This window comes from Mycobacterium sp. 012931, assembly GCF_000419295.1.
Classification (GTDB): Bacteria; Actinomycetota; Actinomycetes; order Mycobacteriales; family Mycobacteriaceae; genus Mycobacterium; species Mycobacterium marinum.
The window spans coordinates 1,138,953-1,155,331 of the sequence record NZ_AOPX01000001.1; the positions used below are offsets into that span (position 1 = coordinate 1,138,953).

Annotated in this window: 14 protein-coding genes and 1 pseudogene; 7 read left to right on the top strand and 8 right to left on the bottom strand. The window is 65.9% G+C overall.

What is annotated here, in order from left to right:
- Nucleotides 1-52: 52 nt before the first annotated feature.
- Nucleotides 53-922: a MaoC/PaaZ C-terminal domain-containing protein gene (locus MMSP_RS05065; protein ID WP_020785737.1), complete on the bottom strand. Its 870-nt coding sequence runs from the start codon at nucleotides 920-922 to the stop codon at nucleotides 53-55.
- A gap of 1 nt (nucleotide 923) precedes the next feature.
- Nucleotides 924-2,618 carry a 3-oxosteroid 1-dehydrogenase gene (gene kstD / locus MMSP_RS05070; RefSeq protein WP_036427092.1) on the bottom strand — a complete coding sequence of 565 codons (1,695 nt, stop codon included), beginning with the start codon at nucleotides 2,616-2,618 and terminating at the stop codon, nucleotides 924-926.
- Between the two features lie 83 nt (nucleotides 2,619-2,701).
- Between kstD and MMSP_RS05075 the strand changes: the two genes are divergently transcribed.
- The 3 genes from MMSP_RS05075 to dmpG are packed head-to-tail and all read left to right on the top strand — an operon-like array spanning nucleotide 2,702 to nucleotide 5,497.
- Nucleotides 2,702-3,487, top strand: coding sequence for a 2-keto-4-pentenoate hydratase (locus MMSP_RS05075; protein ID WP_012396547.1), 786 nt, complete (start codon nucleotides 2,702-2,704; stop codon nucleotides 3,485-3,487).
- 43 nt (nucleotides 3,488-3,530) lie between these two features.
- Entirely contained in the window at nucleotides 3,531-4,457 is a 927-nt protein-coding gene (locus MMSP_RS05080) for an acetaldehyde dehydrogenase (acetylating) (protein WP_015357385.1), read from the top strand.
- Entirely contained in the window at nucleotides 4,454-5,497 is a 1,044-nt protein-coding gene (gene dmpG, locus MMSP_RS05085; protein WP_012396545.1) for a 4-hydroxy-2-oxovalerate aldolase, read from the top strand. Before MMSP_RS05080 ends, dmpG begins: the two co-directional genes overlap by 4 nt.
- Here dmpG and MMSP_RS28010 read toward each other — a convergent pair.
- Nucleotides 5,484-6,902: a circularly permuted type 2 ATP-grasp protein gene (locus MMSP_RS28010; RefSeq protein ID WP_235065849.1), complete on the bottom strand. Its 1,419-nt coding sequence runs from the start codon at nucleotides 6,900-6,902 to the stop codon at nucleotides 5,484-5,486. The two genes, dmpG and MMSP_RS28010, sit on opposite strands and share 14 nt — an antisense overlap.
- Nucleotides 6,903-6,998: 96 nt before the next feature.
- Nucleotides 6,999-8,093 (bottom strand): annotated as a pseudogene (locus tag MMSP_RS28015) (glutamate--cysteine ligase); the annotation flags it as partial.
- A 237-nt stretch (nucleotides 8,094-8,330) separates the two neighbouring features.
- Here MMSP_RS28015 and MMSP_RS05095 point away from each other — a divergent pair.
- From MMSP_RS05095 to MMSP_RS05105, 3 genes are read left to right on the top strand one after another with little or no spacing between them, the layout of a single operon-like run.
- Complete coding sequence (locus MMSP_RS05095; protein WP_020785740.1) at nucleotides 8,331-9,464, top strand: hypothetical protein; 1,134 nt, start codon at nucleotides 8,331-8,333, stop codon at nucleotides 9,462-9,464.
- Between the two features lie 13 nt (nucleotides 9,465-9,477).
- Nucleotides 9,478-10,260 (top strand): SDR family oxidoreductase, encoded by a 783-nt coding sequence (locus MMSP_RS05100; RefSeq protein ID WP_020785741.1) that lies wholly within the window; start codon nucleotides 9,478-9,480, stop codon nucleotides 10,258-10,260.
- On the top strand, nucleotides 10,260-11,405 hold the full coding sequence (locus MMSP_RS05105) for a sulfotransferase (protein ID WP_012396541.1): 1,146 nt from the start codon (nucleotides 10,260-10,262) through the stop codon (nucleotides 11,403-11,405). The genes MMSP_RS05100 and MMSP_RS05105 overlap by 1 nt, the downstream gene beginning before the upstream one ends.
- A 3-nt stretch (nucleotides 11,406-11,408) precedes the next feature.
- On the opposite strand, the gene MMSP_RS05110 is transcribed toward MMSP_RS05105, so the two are convergent.
- Both MMSP_RS05110 and MMSP_RS05115 read right to left on the bottom strand, forming a co-directional pair.
- Nucleotides 11,409-11,858, bottom strand: a complete 450-nt coding sequence (locus tag MMSP_RS05110; protein WP_015357381.1) for a hypothetical protein — start codon at nucleotides 11,856-11,858, stop codon at nucleotides 11,409-11,411.
- 5 nt (nucleotides 11,859-11,863) lie between these two features.
- Nucleotides 11,864-13,048, bottom strand: a complete 1,185-nt coding sequence (locus MMSP_RS05115; protein WP_012396539.1) for a Rieske 2Fe-2S domain-containing protein — start codon at nucleotides 13,046-13,048, stop codon at nucleotides 11,864-11,866.
- A 113-nt stretch (nucleotides 13,049-13,161) separates the two neighbouring features.
- Between MMSP_RS05115 and MMSP_RS05120 the strand changes: the two genes are divergently transcribed.
- Nucleotides 13,162-13,686, top strand: coding sequence for a gamma carbonic anhydrase family protein (locus MMSP_RS05120; protein WP_015357379.1), 525 nt, complete (start codon nucleotides 13,162-13,164; stop codon nucleotides 13,684-13,686).
- 6 nt (nucleotides 13,687-13,692) lie between these two features.
- Here MMSP_RS05120 and MMSP_RS05125 read toward each other — a convergent pair whose 3' ends face one another.
- Together MMSP_RS05125 and MMSP_RS05130 are read right to left on the bottom strand one after the other, a co-directional pair.
- Nucleotides 13,693-15,327: a PE family protein gene (locus MMSP_RS05125; RefSeq protein WP_020785742.1), complete on the bottom strand. Its 1,635-nt coding sequence runs from the start codon at nucleotides 15,325-15,327 to the stop codon at nucleotides 13,693-13,695.
- Nucleotides 15,328-15,430: 103 nt separating this feature from the next.
- Nucleotides 15,431-16,369, bottom strand: coding sequence for an NHL repeat-containing protein (locus MMSP_RS05130; RefSeq protein ID WP_020785743.1), 939 nt, complete (start codon nucleotides 16,367-16,369; stop codon nucleotides 15,431-15,433).
- Between the last annotated feature and the right edge of the window lie 10 nt (nucleotides 16,370-16,379).

Sequence of the window (16,379 nt, forward strand, 5' to 3'; positions counted from 1 at the left end):
CACTCGGGCGTGGCGAACTGGGCGGGCGCGAGACCGCGAGACCGCTTGACGGCTAGACCGGGGTCAGCTCCACTCCGCTGAGCACCACAGCGTTGTCGCGCCCGGGCGCGACAACGCTAGCCAGGAAGCGTTCGTTGTCCTTCCAGACGTTGACGGTGAGCGTCTCGCCGGGGAAGGCCACACCCGCAAAGCGGGCACCGTAGCCGGCGACCGCGGTCGCGTCCGCGTCGAGCAGTGCGTCGGTGATCGCCTTGCAGGTCATGCCGTAGGTGCACAGCCCATGCAGAATGGGCTTGGGAAAGCCCGCGGCCGCGGCGAATTCGGGATCCGAATGCAACGGGTTGCGATCGCCGCAGAGTCGGTACAGCAGGGCCTGCTGCGGCAGGATCGGCATCGCGAGCTCCAGATCGGGCGCCCGTTGTGGTGCCGCATCAGCGGCCCCGCCACCGGAAGGCCCACGGTCGCCACCGAATCCCCCTTCGCCGCGGGCATAGACCGATCGCCGTTGCGTCCATAGTGGCGCACCGTCGAGTGTGGTCACGGTCGTCTCGCTCCAGATGACCGCGGCCTTACCCTTATCCCAGATATCGGTGAACCGGGTGATGGCCCGCGCGGAGCCCGCCGGCGGCAGTGGCGCGGGCACTTGCACCCGCTCGCTGGCATGTAGCACCTTGCTCAGCTCGATATCGATGCCGGGAAATTGGACCGTTGGCGCCTTGGTGGCGTGGAAGGTTGCCGCCACATTGCCGAAGGTCGGCAACACCTGCGGTGTGTCATCAACCAGATAACGCAGTTCCCGGGGGTCCATCGGATCCGCCCCAGCGCCCAGGCCCAGGTGATAGAGCTGCACATCACAGCTGGCCCAAGAGAACTCGATCGGGTCAAGCTCAGCACTCAGCGCGACGGCTACGTCAATCGGCATCTCAACGGTCTCCCGCAATGTGTAGCGCGGCCAGGTAGCCGAATGTCATCGCCGGCCCGATGGTGCCGCCCGGTCCGGGATAGGTATGCCCCATCACCGGCGCGCTGACGTTGCCGGCGGCGTAAAGGCCGTCGATGATGCTGCCGTCGTCGCGCAGCGCCCGTCCGTTGACATCGGTGCGGATACCGCCCTTGGTGCCCAGGTCGCCGGGCACCATCTTGGCGGCGTAGTACGGGGCGTGGTTGATCTCGCCCAGGTTCGGATTGGGCTTGTTGGTCGGGTCGCCGTAGTACCGGTCGTAGGCGCTCTCGCCACGGTGGTAGTCCTCGTCGACCCCGGAGCGCGCAAAGCCGTTGAAACGCGACACGGTCGAGGTGAGTTCATCGACCGGAAGTCCCGCCTTGGCGGCCAGCTCTTCAAGCGTGTCGGCCATGACGATCACCCCGGAATTCAGCCACTTGCGTGGAATACGTTGGCCGGGTTGCAGTCCCGCGAAGATGTAGCGGTCGCGGTAACGCTGATCGAATACCAGCCAGGCGGGAATGTTCTCACCGGGTCCCGGGCCTTGACCGTACTGGCCGCCGTACATGTGGTGGCAGGCCTCCACATAGGGCATCGACTCATTCATGAATCGCTGTCCTGACATGTTGACGATGATCGAGCCCGGAGAATTGCGCTCGGACAGCGCGAACCACGGCCTGCCGACCAGCGGCACCGTTGGCCCCCACCAGGCGTCTTCCATCAGGTCCAGTGCGGCGCCCAGCTTTTCGGCGGCGACGATGCCATCGCCGGTATTGGCCTTGGCGCCCACGGTCCAGTCTGTGGTGATCGGCGCACGCTGGTACTTCACCCGCATCTGCTCGTTGTGGTCAAAGCCGCCGCAAGCCAGGATGACCCCCTTGCGGGCCCGAATCAGTTGCGGCTCCTCCGATTCCTGCGCGTCTGTACTGCGGACGTAGATCCCGCGCACCACGCCGTCTTCGAGGTAGAGGTCGGTGAGTGCGGTGTTCAGCTGCACCGGAACGCCTTTGCGCTGCAGCCCGATGCACAGCGGCCCGATCAGCGCCCGTCCCATGCCGACCAGGTTCTTGCCGGTTGCCTTGGCCCACATCGTGCGGGCGCCCACCTTCATGCTGCGCAGCACCCCCCGGGGGTGACGCTTGAGCTGGTTGAGGCGCACGTAGTCCTGTTGCATCACAACGACATTGAGTGGAATCTTGCCGTATGCCGGCTCTAGCTCGGCCATGTCGGCGCCCAGCTTGCGGGCATCGAAGGGCTTCGGCTCGATGGAGCGGCCGCCGGAGCGTCCGCCCGGTGCTTCGGGGTAGTAGTCGGAATAGCCGGGCACCCAGCACATTTTCAATGGCGTGTGCTCGAGCACAAAGGACAACATCTCGGGCCCACGCTCGAGATAGGTGTCGATGCGCTCCGGTTCGACCCCGCTGACCGATGAGTCGCCGATGATGCCGTGCAGATAGGTGCGTGCCGCCTCGGTCGTGTCCGAGACGCGGGCGCGTTTGAGGATCTGGTTGTTGGGAATCCATACCCCGCCGCCCGAGCGTGCGGTCGAGCCACCGTAGTGCGCGGCCTTCTCGATGACTACTGTCGAGAGGCCCTTGTGTGCGGCGGCAAGGGCAGCCACCATGCCGGCGCCGCCGCTTCCGACCACGACGACGTCGTAGTCCTGTGATGTCATGTAGAACACGTTATAGAATTGCGGGGGTCGGGCGCTACTGGCCCGGTCATCACGATGCCAGAAAGACGAGGGGACTTCGGGAGATGCTGGCTGATTCGACCCGGGACAAGATTGCCGCCGACTTGGCGCAAGCCGAACGCAGCCGTCAGCCGATAACCCCGTTGACGCCGTCCTACCCGGATATCGACGTGGTCGACGCCTACCAGATCCAGCTGATCAACATTCGTCGGCGGGTCGCCGAAGGAGGCCGAGTGGTGGGCCACAAGGTCGGCCTGTCCTCGCCGGTGATGCAGCAGATGATGGGTGTCGACGAGCCTGACTACGGGCACCTGCTCGACAACATGCGGGTGTTCGAGGACGCCCCGGTGCGGACGGCGAACTACCTGTATCCCCGGGTGGAGGTCGAGGTCGGCTTCATCCTGGCCGCCGACCTGCCGGGCGCCGACTGCACCGAGGACGACGTGCTGGCGGCCACCGAGGCCCTGGTTCCCTCGATCGAGTTGATCGACACCAGGATCAAGGATTGGCAGATCAAGATCTGCGACACCATCGCTGACAACGCATCGGCCGCGGGCTTCGTGCTGGGTGCGGCGCGGGTGTCCCCGGCGGAGGTGGACGTGAAGGCGATCGACGCGGTCCTGACTCGCAACGGCGAGCTGGCCGCCGAGGGGCGCAGCGACGCGGTGCTGGGCAACCCGGCCACCGCGGTGGCGTGGTTGGCCCGCAAGGTCGAGGGGTTTGGCGTGCGGTTACGCAAGGGCGACATCGTGCTGCCGGGGTCGTGCACGTTCGCCGTCGACGCGAACGCCGGTGACGAGTTCGTCGCCGATTTCACGGGCCTGGGTTCGGTTCGCTTGTCGTTCCAATAGTGCCGAACTAGTTTCGAACATCGAGAGCGGTAAAAGGAGCAACATGCCGTCGAAGGCAAGTGTGGCCATTGTTGGGTCCGGAAATATCAGCACCGACCTGCTCTACAAACTGCTGCGATCCGACTGGCTGGAACCGCGCTGGATGGTGGGGATCGACCCGCAGAGTGAGGGTTTGGCGCGGGCCCGCAAGTTGGGCCTGGAGACCACCCACGAGGGCGTGGATTGGCTGTTGGCCCAGTCGGACAAGCCCGATCTGGTGTTCGAGGCGACCAGTGCCTATGTGCACAAGGCGGCGGCGCCGAAGTATGCGGCCGCCGGAATCCGGGCGATTGACTTGACGCCGGCGGCGGTGGGTCCCGCGGTGGTTCCGCCGGCCAACCTGCGCGAGCACCTGGATGCCCCCAACGTCAACATGATCACCTGTGGGGGACAGGCGACCATTCCGATCGTGTACGCGGTGTCGCGAGCGGTTGCCGATCTGGGCGGGGTTCCCTACGCTGAGATCGTGGCGTCGGTGGCCTCGGTCTCGGCAGGGCCCGGGACCCGGGCCAACATCGACGAGTTCACCAAGACCACCAGCAAAGGTGTCGAGACGATCGGCGGCGCCCGGCGCGGTAAGGCGATCATCATTTTGAACCCGGCCGATCCGCCGATGATCATGCGGGACACGATCTTTTGCGCCATCCCCGAAGACGCCGACCGCGACGCGATCGCGGCCTCGATTCATGAGGTCGTGGCCCAGGTGCAGACCTATGTGCCCGGGTACCGGTTGCTCAACGAGCCGCAGTTCGACGAGCCGTCGATCAACTCCGGTGGCCAGGCGGTGGTGACCACGTTCGTCGAGGTCGAAGGCGCTGGCGATTATCTGCCGCCCTATGCGGGCAATCTGGACATCATGACCGCGGCGGCGACCAAGGTCGGCGAGGAGATCGCCAAGGAGACGCTGGCCGTGTCAGGAGGAAAGCGATGACCGGGATCTGGGATGTGCGCATCACCGACACGTCGTTGCGCGACGGGTCGCACCACAAACGCCACCAGTTCATCAAGGAGGAGGTCGGCGCCATCGTGGCGGCCCTGGATGCCGCCGGGGTGCCGGTGATCGAGGTGACCCACGGCGACGGGCTGGGCGGGTCGAGCTTCAACTACGGCTTCTCCAAAACCCCCGAGCAGGAACTGATCAAGCTGGCCGCCCAGACGGCCAAGGAAGCCAAGATCGCGTTTTTGATGCTGCCCGGGGTCGGCACCAAAGAAGACATCAAAGAAGCGCAAGACAACGGTGGATCCATCTGCCGGATTGCCACCCACTGCACCGAGGCCGACGTCTCGATCCAGCATTTCGGGCTGGCCCGCGAGCTGGGCCTGGAAACCGTCGGGTTCTTGATGATGGCGCACACGATTGCGCCCGAGAAACTGGCCGCCCAGGCTCGCATCATGGCCGACGCCGGCTGCCAGTGCGTCTATGTCGTCGACTCCGCCGGCGCCCTGGTGCTCGACGGCGTCGCCGACCGGGTTGCCGCGCTGGTCGCCGAACTCGGCGAGGACGCCCAGGTGGGTTTTCACGGGCATGAGAACCTCGGCCTGGGGGTGGCCAACTCGGTAGAGGCGGTGCGTGCCGGTGCCAAGCAGATCGACGGCAGCGTGCGCCGGTTCGGCGCGGGCGCGGGCAATGCGCCGGTCGAAGCCCTGATCGGGGTGTTCGACAAGATCGGCGTCAAGACCGGTATCGACTTCTTCGACATCGCCGACGCCGCCGAAGACGTGGTGCGCCCGGCCATGCCCGCCGAATGCCTGCTCGACCGCAATGCGCTGATCATGGGCTACTCCGGGGTGTATTCCAGCTTCCTCAAGCACGCCGTTCGCCAATCCGAGCGCTACGGTGTTCCCGCGCATCAGCTCTTGCACCGGGCCGGTCAGCGCAAGCTCATCGGTGGCCAGGAAGATCAGCTCATCGACATCGCACTGGAAATCAAGCGTGAGCAGGAAAGCGGCCAGGTCGCTAGCCGTCGGTGAAGATCCAGGTGTCCTTGCTGCTGGCGCCCGACGACGAGTTCGCTATCCGCGACCCTCGGCTGGCCACTCGGGTCAGGGCGGCGGGCAGGACTTTCGCCGTCACCGGGCCGCGGGGTGCCTGTCGTAGGTGGACGAACGCGCGCAGGTCGACGTGGTGCGGGTAGAGCCCATCGTCATCGAAGGTTGGGTGCGTTGAGAGTGCCACCAGCTGCTGGGCGACGAACCGCTCCGGTTGGATGAGCAGCTCGCGCCGGCGCGCCTCGATCGCGGCGTCGGTGGCTTCCGGGTCGATCAGCACGCCGCTGCCGCTGAGCCCGTCGGTCGGCTTGACCACCAGCTCGCCCAGATGATCCAGCACGTAATCGCGCTGCTCGCGTTCGGCGCAGACCCACGTCGGCACCTGCGCCAGCGCCGGCTTCTCCCCGAGGTAGTACTCGATCATGGCGGGGACGAACGGGTAGACCGCCTTGTCCTCGGCGACGCCGTTACCCAGCGCGTTGACGATGGTGAGGTTGCCGGCGTCCAGCGCCTCGAGCAGTCCGGACCGCAGCGGCGCGCCATCGTGGCCGGTCGATGAAAGCAGCATGTCCTCGTACATCCGCGAATAGATGACGTCGACCGGAGAACCGCCGGAACCGCCGTGGCGGAACACCCTGCGATCGCGCACCGACAGGTCCGATGGCGCGACCAGTGCAACGCCCATCTCCTCGGCGAGGAATCCGTGTTCGAACCAGCCCGGGTCGTCGCGGCCGGCCGACAACAGGGTGACCGTCGGCTGATCGGGAGTGCGCGGTGGGGACGCCGCCCGCAGCGTCTCCAGCAGCAGGTGCGCGACCCGGTCCAGATCGGCGACCCCGCCCGGCGGTGGCAGCTCGGGCAGGTACTTGCCAAGCAGCCGGCGGTTTACGATCGCGTACGCCACACCGGACGGGATGCGCAGGTTGTCTTCCAGCACCATCCAGTTACCCGCGCGGTCGCACACCAGGTCGATGCCGCTGATGTGCGCACGCACGCCGTCGCCGGCCAGTCGGCCGGTCGAACGGAAACCGGGCGAGCGGTCGAGAACCTGCGCGCTGAGCACGCCGTCCGCTAGGATCGCCTGCTCGGAGTAGACGTCTCGCAGGAAGGCGTCCAGCGCCCTGGCTCGTTGCGCGAGGCCCTGGGACAGCTGTGCCCACTCGTCGGCGGTCACGATTCGCGGCACCAGATCAAGCGGGTTCACCTGCACACGGCTGTGCCCGGCGGCCCGGAACGTGACGTTGCCGGCACGGCGTTCCTGCTCGATGTCGCGGTCGCGGGCGCGCAACACATCGACGCCGAGGCCCTCGATCGTCTTCAGTGCCGTCTTGTAGTTCGGGCGTGCCCGCCCGTCGGCATCGACGGCTTCGTCGTAGCTGGCGAACATGTCGTCGGCGGGTTTGCCGGCCTCGCCGGTGGGCTGATATGCCGCGAGCAGGCCACCATCGTGCGATACCGCCGCGGTGGTGGGCTTGACGCGCCCAGCGGTCTCGGCGATGAGTTGATCTACGACGTCGGTGAGGCGGCCGCGGCGGCGCAGCGCCCGCCGCTGCCGAGCCGAGGACGTACCGGAGAGCAGGGTCTGGCGGGTCAGTTCGCCGATCATCTCCCAGTCGCCGCTGGCTTCGAGCTGCGGTCGCAGCGAGGACACCAGATCGTTGACCACGTCCCCGGCCGGTCGGCTCGCCGGGACGGGCCCGGTGAGGTCGACGAGGTCGCCCTCGAGCCCCGAGCGGGCAGCACGCCAGAGCGCCGCGCTGCCCACCGTCGAGGGAAACGCCGGCGCGGGGGTGCCGGCGCGGATCGCTTCGGCCTCCCGAGCGACGGCGGCCCGGTACAGTCCGGCGACCAGCACGATGGTGTCCACCGACGGGCAGCTGTCGCACACTCGCAGTTCTAGCGTGGGCGCGTGGCTGGACGGCCGGAGATCGAAGTAGATCATGCCGTAGTCGGTGATCACCTGGCTGGCGATCAATGCCTTGACCAGCGCGTCGTACTCGGTTGCCGACTGCACCGGGGCGGCCAGGCCGGTCGTCGGCCATCGTCGCCATACCAGCGTGCGCATGCTGGCATAGCCGGTGTCCGACCCGTCGGCCCAGAACGGCGAGCTGGCCGACAGGGCCAGCAGCGTCGGCAGACAGGGGAGCAGGAGGTTGGCGATGGCGATCGCTTCGTCGCGGTCATCGATGCCGACGTGCACATGGGTGGCGCAGATCAGCTGTTCGCGGGCGAGTAGCTGGTAGTCGGCGAGCATATGCAGGTAGCGGGGAGTCTGGGTGATCTGAAGCTCGGCGGGTACCGACAGTGGCACGGCGCCGGCGGCCACCACGCCCACGCCGATTTCGTCGGCCGCGTCCACCAACAACCGCCGGTGCCGAAGCAGGTCGGCGCGCAGCGCGTCCAGGCCGTCGACGATGCCGCTGTTGGTCTCGACGACGCAGCTTTGAAGTTCGGCGACGTAGTCCTCCGGAAGCTTCGCGAGCAGGTCCGGGGCGCGTGTCGTCAGGCGCCTGGACCTCAGGTCGACAAGGTGAAACTCCTCCTCGACGCCCATCGTTCGCGGCGGGTCGCGGCGCATGCAGCCACGGTACGCAGCGGTCAATTGCGGGTGTGTTAAACAAAGCTTCCGATGTTGTTGGCGCCAGGCGCGACGCGCTGGGGGCGGCGATCGAGCCCGAAAATCGATGGTCGGTGAGGTGAGCTGGCTTCGTTGGTGGGCAGCGCCGCTACGCCGCAAAATGTTCGCCATTGACTCAAAATAGGAACACGTTCTAGCGTCGAAGTCGTGTCCTCCCATCCCGTCTCGCAACCTGTCTTGCAACCTGTCTCGCAACCGCTGACCGAGGCGATTGCCGAAGCCGAGAAATTGGTCACGGCGGCACCACACATCGAAACCGAAGCCGACCTGCTCGAAGGACTGCAATATCTGGCCGGCTGCATCGCTGGCTGCCTGCATTTGGCCTTCGACTACGAGCGTGATCACCCCTTCCTGCAGTCGGGTACCGGTCCGTTCAGCAAGATGGGCTTCGATAACCCCGACACCCTCTACTTCGGCACGCGGGTGCATGCCGACCGTGACTACGTCGTCATCGGCAACCGGGGCACCACCACCGACCTGAGTTTCCAGCTGCTCGGGGGTGAGTACACCGACGACAACGTGCCGGTCAGTCAGGCCGCTTTCGACGACCGTGAACTCGAAATCGCGTCGGACGGCAGCTTTCAATGGCGGCTCCGGCCGACCAGCAACGGGCAACTGGTGATCCGGGAGGTCTATGCGGACTGGTCCGCGCAGCGCGGCACGCTAGCCATTTCCAGGCTGGATACCGCCGGCACCGCGCCGCCCCCGCTGACCCGGGAGACCATGCAAAAGCGCTACACCGTCGCGGGAAAGCAGCTGGTGGACCGGGTGAAGACGTGGTTGCAGTTTCCGCAGTGGTTTTATCTCAACATCCCGGTCAACACCATGGTGGCGCCCCGGTTGACCCCTGGGGGGCTGGCCACGCAGTATTCCTCGGCCGGACACTTCGACCTTCGCCCCGACCAGGCGCTGGTGATCACGGTGCCGGTGAGTGACGCCCCCTATCTGGGCTTTCAGCTCGGCAGCATGTGGTACATCTCGTTGGACTACATCAACCATCAGACCTCCCTGAACAACTCTCAAGCCCAGGCGGATCCGGACGGCAAGGTTCGCATTGTGGTGGCCGACCGCAATCCCGGCGTAACCAACTGGGTGGAAACCCTCGGTCACCGGCGCGGGTTCCTGCAGTTCCGTTGGCAGCGGGTGTCGCGGCAGCTCACTGACGCTGACGGGCCGAGTGTGGAGTTGGTGGACTTCGACGCGGTCGGATCCGTGCTGCCGTATCTGGAGCACAACAAGATTTCCGAAGAAGACTGGCGCGCGCGAATTGCACTGCGCCAAAAACAAATTGCAGCCAGGATGCTGGGTTGAATAGGAAACGGTGATGCCAGGTTTACTTGACGGAAAGACCCTTGTCATCAGCGGAGTGGGGCCGGGACTGGGGACCACCCTGGCGCATCGGTGCGCGGCCGAGGGGGCCGACCTCGTGCTGGCCGCCCGCAGTGGCGATCGCCTCGATGAACTTGCCAAGCAGATCATCGACAAGGGGCGACAAGCCATCGCGGTTCGCGCCGACATCACCGACGACGATCAGGTGAGCAACCTGGTCGATGCCCCGCTCGAGGCATACGGGAAGATCGACGTGCTGGTCAACAACGCGTTTCGGGTGCCATCGATGAAACCGTTGGCCGAGAACACATTTCAACATATTCGGGATGCGGTCGAGCTGAGCGCGCTGGGGGCGCTGCGCGTCATTGCGGGCTTCACCCGGGCGCTGGCCGAAACCAATGGTTCGATCGTCAACGTCAACTCGATGGTGCTACGGCACTCGCAGCCCAAGTTCGGCGCCTACAAGATGGCTAAGTCGACATTGCTGGCGATGTCACACTCGCTGGCAGCGGAACTCGGTGTGAAGGGCATTCGGGTAAATTCCGTTGCGCCGGGCTACATCTGGGGTGACACGCTGCAGGGCTACTTCGAGCACCAGGCCGGCAAGTACGGAACCACGGTGGAGCAGATCTACCAAGCCACGGCCGCGCAGAGTGATCTCAAGCGACTCCCGACCGAGGACGAGGTGGCGTCGGCGATCCTGTTCATGGCCAGCGACCTGTCCAGCGGCATCACCGGGCAGACCCTGGACGTCAACTGCGGGGAGTACCACACCTGATGGCCGATCGCACCGATGTCGGAACCGTCGACGAGCTGCATGCATCGGCTACCAAACTGGTCGGGCTGGACGATTTTGGCAGTGACCAGGACAACTATCGTGAAGCGCTGGAGGTGCTGCTGGACTCCTATCGGCGCGAGGCCGGACTCACCGTGCTGGGCAGCAAGATGAACCGATTCTTCCTGCGCGGCGCCCTGGTTGCCCGGCTGCTGTCCGAAGCCGCATGGAAGCAGTACCCGCAATATGCCGAAGTGCCGATCCAGCGGCCCATCTTCGTGACCGGCCTGGTGCGGACCGGCACCACGGCGTTGCACCGACTGCTTGGTGCCGACCCGGCCCACCAGGGTCTACACATGTGGCTGGCCGAGTTTCCGCAGCCGCGCCCGCCCCGCGAGACATGGGAGACAAACCCGTTCTACCGCCAGCTCGACGCCCAGTTCACCCAGCACCACAAGGACAATCCCGGCTATACCGGCCTGCACTTCATGGCCGCCTACGAGCTGGAGGAGTGCTGGCAGCTACTGCGGCAGTCGTTGCATTCGGTGTCGTATGAGACCCTCGCCCACCTGCCCAGCTATGCGCAGTGGCTGGCAAAGCAAGACTGGACACCGTCGTATCAACGGCACCGGAAAAACCTTCAGCTCATCGGGCTCAACGATGCCGAAAAACGCTGGGTGCTAAAGAATCCCAGTCATCTGTTCGCATTGGATGCGTTGATGGCCAGCTATCCCGACGCGCTGGTGATACAGACCCACCGCCCGGTCGAGACGATCATGGCCTCGATGTGCTCGTTGGCCCAGCACACTTCCGAAGGCTGGTCGACGAACTTCGTCGGCGCCCAGATCGGTGCCGACGCAATGGAGACCTGGTCGCGCGGCCTGCAGCGGTTCGATTCCGCCCGAACCAATTACGACCCAGCGCAGTTCTACGACGTCGACTATCGGGATCTGATTGCCGACCCGATGGGGACGGTGGCCGACATCTATCGGCACTTTGGCCTGACACTGACCGATGAGGCTCGAGCGGCGATGGCAAAGATCCACGCCGAGAGTCAGACCGGTGAGCGCGCGCCAAAGCATAGGTACTCGCTGGCCGACTACGGCCTGACCGCCGAAGCTGTCAAGGAGCGGTTCGCCGGGTTCTGACGATTAGTCTGGATCATGTTGCACCAGCACGCCTTCGGCGATGGCGTGCTGGATGCTGTCGGTCATCTTAGGGCAGGCCTTGGTGCGCGCGGTATCCCCGCCGGATCGCCGGACTTCGGCGAAATGAGCGCACCGCTGTGCTGCCTCGGTGTTCCACTGCACCGCGGTATGGCCCGGACCGAGTTGCTTGACGGTGACGGTAACGTGGCAGAACCGGCAATCCACCGGCTGCAATCCGGCCGTGAGATAGCGTTCGCGATCGGCGAGACTGGCTTGGCGAACCGCCGCGCCGCGCTGCGGGTCGTTGGTGAAATCCCTTGACTTCGAACAGGGCTGACGCCCATGGTGCTGTTCGGAGGATTCCTGGTGATCATGATGGTCACCGAGGAGCAGCAGCATCGACCTGGCGAGTTGATCGACGTCGGGGACCTCTTGATCGTCCGGTGCTGCCATGGCCGTCAGTGTTGCTCGGCGGGCACGTCGTCGGGCACCGATTCGGCCTGCTGCTCCTGGAGTTTCTTTGTCTCCAGATTCTGTTGGACCTCGGCTCGCCAGAACTCGTTGGCGCGGGTGGTGTCGACTTCCATCTCGAAGCGTTCCACCATCTCCGGGGTGACGTCGGCGGCATCCACGTAGAACTGCTCATACCAGCGCCGCATCTGATAGACGGCGCCGTCTTCTTCGACCAGCAGGGGATTGTCGATGCGGGTCTTGTGCTTCCAGATCTCGACGTCCTGCAAGAAGCCCTTGCTGACACCTTCGGTAAACACCCGCGACAGCTTGTCGGTCATCTTTTCGTCCATGCCCTTGGGCTTTTCGACGATGACACCCCACTGCAGCACGAATGAGTCCTGGGTCACCGGGTAGTGGCAGTTGATCAGAATCGACTCGGACTTGTACCCGCCGTAGCTGTTGTGCAGCCAGTTGATCATGAACGACGGCCCGAAATACGACGCTTCCGAATCCAAGTGTGCTTCACCGTAAGCGGTCCCGAGATCGTCAACATCGGGGCGCCCGACGTTGTGCAGATACTGCGAAGCGATGTGGCCTTCGAAGACGTTCTTGAAGTAGGTCGGCAGCCCGAAGTGGATGTAGAAGAAGTGCGCCATGTCAGTGACGTTGTCGATGATGTCGCGGCAGTTGGAGCCTTCGATGAGAATCCGGTTCCACCGCCACTGGGTCCAGTCATCGCTCGCGGCCTCGGGAATCTCGGGGATGCGGACCGCGGGGTCGGGTGGGTTGCCTTCGTGGTCGTGCCAGACGAAGAGCAGCCCACCACGGACATCCGTCGTCCACGACCGGGTGCGCGCCATCCGGGGCGTGCGCTTGGCGTAGGGCACCAACTTGCAGCGGCCGTCACCGCCCCAGCGCCAATCGTGGAACGGGCAGGCCACCTCGTCGCCCTTGATGGTGCCCTCCGACAGGTCACCACCCATGTGCCGGCAATAGCTGTCGAGGATCTTCAGGTCCCCGTGCGAGTCGGTGAACACCACCAGCTTGGTGCCGAACGCCTCCACTCCATGGGGCTTACCGTCCATGAAGTCCTTGGCAACGCCCAGGCAATGCCAGCCGCGCGCATACCTGTTCGGCAAGATGCCGGCGTCGATCTCCCGGACGCCGACGGCAGTTGTGTCGGTACTCACCCGTAACCTCCAGATCACTGTCTCTAACTAGAACACGTTACAGTTTTGGGGTGGGGGAGTGCAACGACGGCGAGTCTGGCCACGGCATATGCATGTTGCGGTATATGTAAACGATGCCGCTATTTTCGTTTGAGGGTCGCTCCCCGCGCGTTGATCCCACCGCGTTCGTAGCGCCAACCGCGACGCTGATCGGCGACGTCACCGTCGAGGCGGGCGCGTCGGTGTGGTTCAACGCCGTGCTTCGAGGCGACTACGCGCCCGTCGTGATACGGGAGGGCGCCAATGTGCAAGACGGGTCCGTGTTGCATGCACCGCCAGGCATCCCGGTCGACATCGGCCCGGGCGCAACGGTGGCGCACCTGTGCGTGATTCATGGCGTTCACGTCGGAGCTGAGGCGCTAATCGCCAACCACGCAACGGTTCTCGACGGTGCCGTGATCGGCGCGCGCTGTCTGGTCGCCGCGCATTCGTTGGTGGTGGGCGGCACTCAGATTCCGGAGGGAATGCTGGTCACCGGGGCACCGGCCAAGGTGAAGGGACCGATTGCCGGAACCGGCGCGGAGATGTGGGTCAATGTCAATCCGCAGGCCTATCGCGACCTGGCGGCGCGACACATGGCCGGGCTGGAGCCGCTCTAACCCCGGTTAGTTCAGCCCCGGTGTCCCGTTGAGGCCGGCCAACAGGCCACCGGCCCCGGCCGCGCCGGCGTTGCCGTTATCCGGTTGGCCCGACCCGCCATTGCCACCGTTGCCACCGTTGCCGATCAACTGTGCGTTGCCGCCGGCCCCGCCGGTGCCGCCGGTGCTCCCAGGCTGCAGGGCCTGCCCACCGGCGCCGCCCGAACCACCGGAGCCGATCAGCCCGGCCTTGCCGCCATTGCCGCCGTCCCCGCCGGCATTGCCGGACAGCGCGGTAATCCCGCCGGCACCGCCGGCACCGCCGTCGCCGACAAGTGCACCGCCGGCACCGCCGTTGCCGCCGGCACCGCCAATCAGGTCACCGAACCCGCCGACACCGCCCGCGCCACCGGCGCCGACCAGCCAGGCAGCGCCGCCGGCGCCACCGGTCCCGGCGATGTTGACCGAGTCTCCGCCGGTCCCGCCGGCGCCACCGTCACCGAACACGCAAGACTGGCCGCCGGCCCCACCCATCCCGCCACCGGTCCCGAGCGAATTCCCGCCGGTGCCGCCCACCCCACCATTACCGGCGAACAACGCGCCGGCGCCACCGGCGCCGCCGGCACCGCCAGATCCGGCGTTGGCGTTTATCGCACTTCCGCCGTGGCCGCCGGCCCCGCCGGCACCGAAGACCAAGCCCGCGACACCGCCGGCCCCGCCCGCGCCGCCGACCCCGTCGACCCCGGCGTCGTTGTCCAGTAGATTCCCGCCGATTCCACCGACCCCGCCGTCGCCGAACAGCCATCCGCCGCCGCCACCGACGCCGCCGTCACCGCCCGCCCCTCCGCCCGCCAGGGAGAGCCCGCCGGCGCCGCCCGCGCCGCCAGTGCCGAACAGTCCGGCATGGCCGCCGTCCCCACCGGTGCCGGCAACCAGCTGGGCGACGCCACCGGCCCCGCCGGACCCGCCGGTGCCGAACAGCATGCCGCCGAGGCCACCGGCCCCGCCTGCCCCACCGTTGGCCGTCAATGAGCCTCCGACCGCGGTGCCGTCGGCGCCACCCGCGCCGCCAGCGCCTCCTGTTCCGAAAAGTCCTGCGGCGCTGCCGATCCCGCCAGCACCGCCGGTTCCGGAGTTGGCGCTACCGCCGGCGCCGCCGGCTCCGGCGGTGCCCCAGAGCAGCCCCGCCGCACCGCCGTTTCCGCCCACCGAGCCGGCCGCGCCGGACCCGCCGCTGCCGCCATTGCCGATCAATATCCCACCGTCGCCACCGTTTGCGCCCGTGCCCGGCGCGCCGTTAGCGCCGTTGCCGATGAGCGGGCGCCCCAATAGCGTCTGGGCGGGTGCGTTCACCGTGTTCAGCAGGTCGTGAGCGAGCGAGACGTTGGTGGCCTCGGCGCTGGCATAGGACGTCGCGGCCGCGCGCAGGTTGCCCACGAACTCGTCGTGAAACCTCGCGGCCGCGATGCCGAGCGTTTGATACGTCTGGCCGTAACAGGCGAACAATGTCGCAACTGCTAACGAGATCTCGTCACCGGCCGCGGGCGCAAGCTGGGTGGTGGCGAATTCCGCCAGTCTGTTGGCTTCGCGGATCAGTGACCCGATGGTCAGCGCCTTGTCGCTCGTCGTTGCCAGGATCGCCGGGCTGACAACGACCGCCATGATTTACCTCCTGCGCCTGCAACGAGTATCACAGATGCGGTTGGTACAGGACGCCAATTCGCGCGGTGCGTGGCTAATGGGCTTTGTAGGCCAATCGAATTCGTCAGCGAGCGTGGCGGCTGTTGGACTGCGCAGGCAGTTTCAGCACCCGGTCGCGATAGTCGATGACATAGACCGACCCCTGACTATCGACTGCCACGTCGGTCGGGGAAAAGAGATCCTTGAAAGGCAGCACGGACTGTTCGTGTGTGGCGGCATCCATCCGCACCACCCGGTTGTTGTTCAGGTCGGCCACATAGACGTTGCCGCTCAGGTCCACGGTCACCCCAGCGGGGAAGTTGAGGCCGGTGAACGGGAGGTCCACCGGCTGTGTCGCGCCTGCGGCCAGCGCCACCACCCGGTTGTGTCCGCTGTCGGTGACATAGACGGTGTCGGCGTTGCCGGCTGCCACATCGTAGGGACGGTCAAGGCCGGTGAAACCCAGCTCGCTGGGTGTGCTCGAGCCAGCGGGCAGTTTCAGCACGTTGTTGTTGACGTGGTCGACGACGTAGCAGGTGTCCGCGCTGTCAAAGGCCAAGCCGTGTGGGTCGGCAAGGCCCGTGAACGGGAGCTCGATCGGGATGGTGGAGTCGGGCGGAACCTTCAGTACCCGGTTGGTAGCTGCGTCTATCACATAGACGGCATTGTGACGGTCCACCGCTACGCCGCCCGGAACTATCTTGGCCGAGATCGGAAACGCCGACGGGGTGTTGGATCCGGCAGGCAGCTTCTGCACCAGCATATTGCCCGAGTCGGCGACGTAGACCGTATCGAAACTGTCCAGGGCGACCCCGTCCGGATCTGCCAGGTGGAAATGCAGCTTGATCTGGGCGGGTTGGTCGGCGGCGGTGGATAGGTCGACCCGTTTGACCGGCGCTTGGCCCGATGGCTTGAAGATCAGGTAGCCGGTGACCGCGAGAATCGCGACGACGACTATCGCGCCACCGGTAATCGCCAGCTTTCGCCACTTGCGTGGCGACGCCCCGAATCCGACACCCGCCATCTGCCGACTC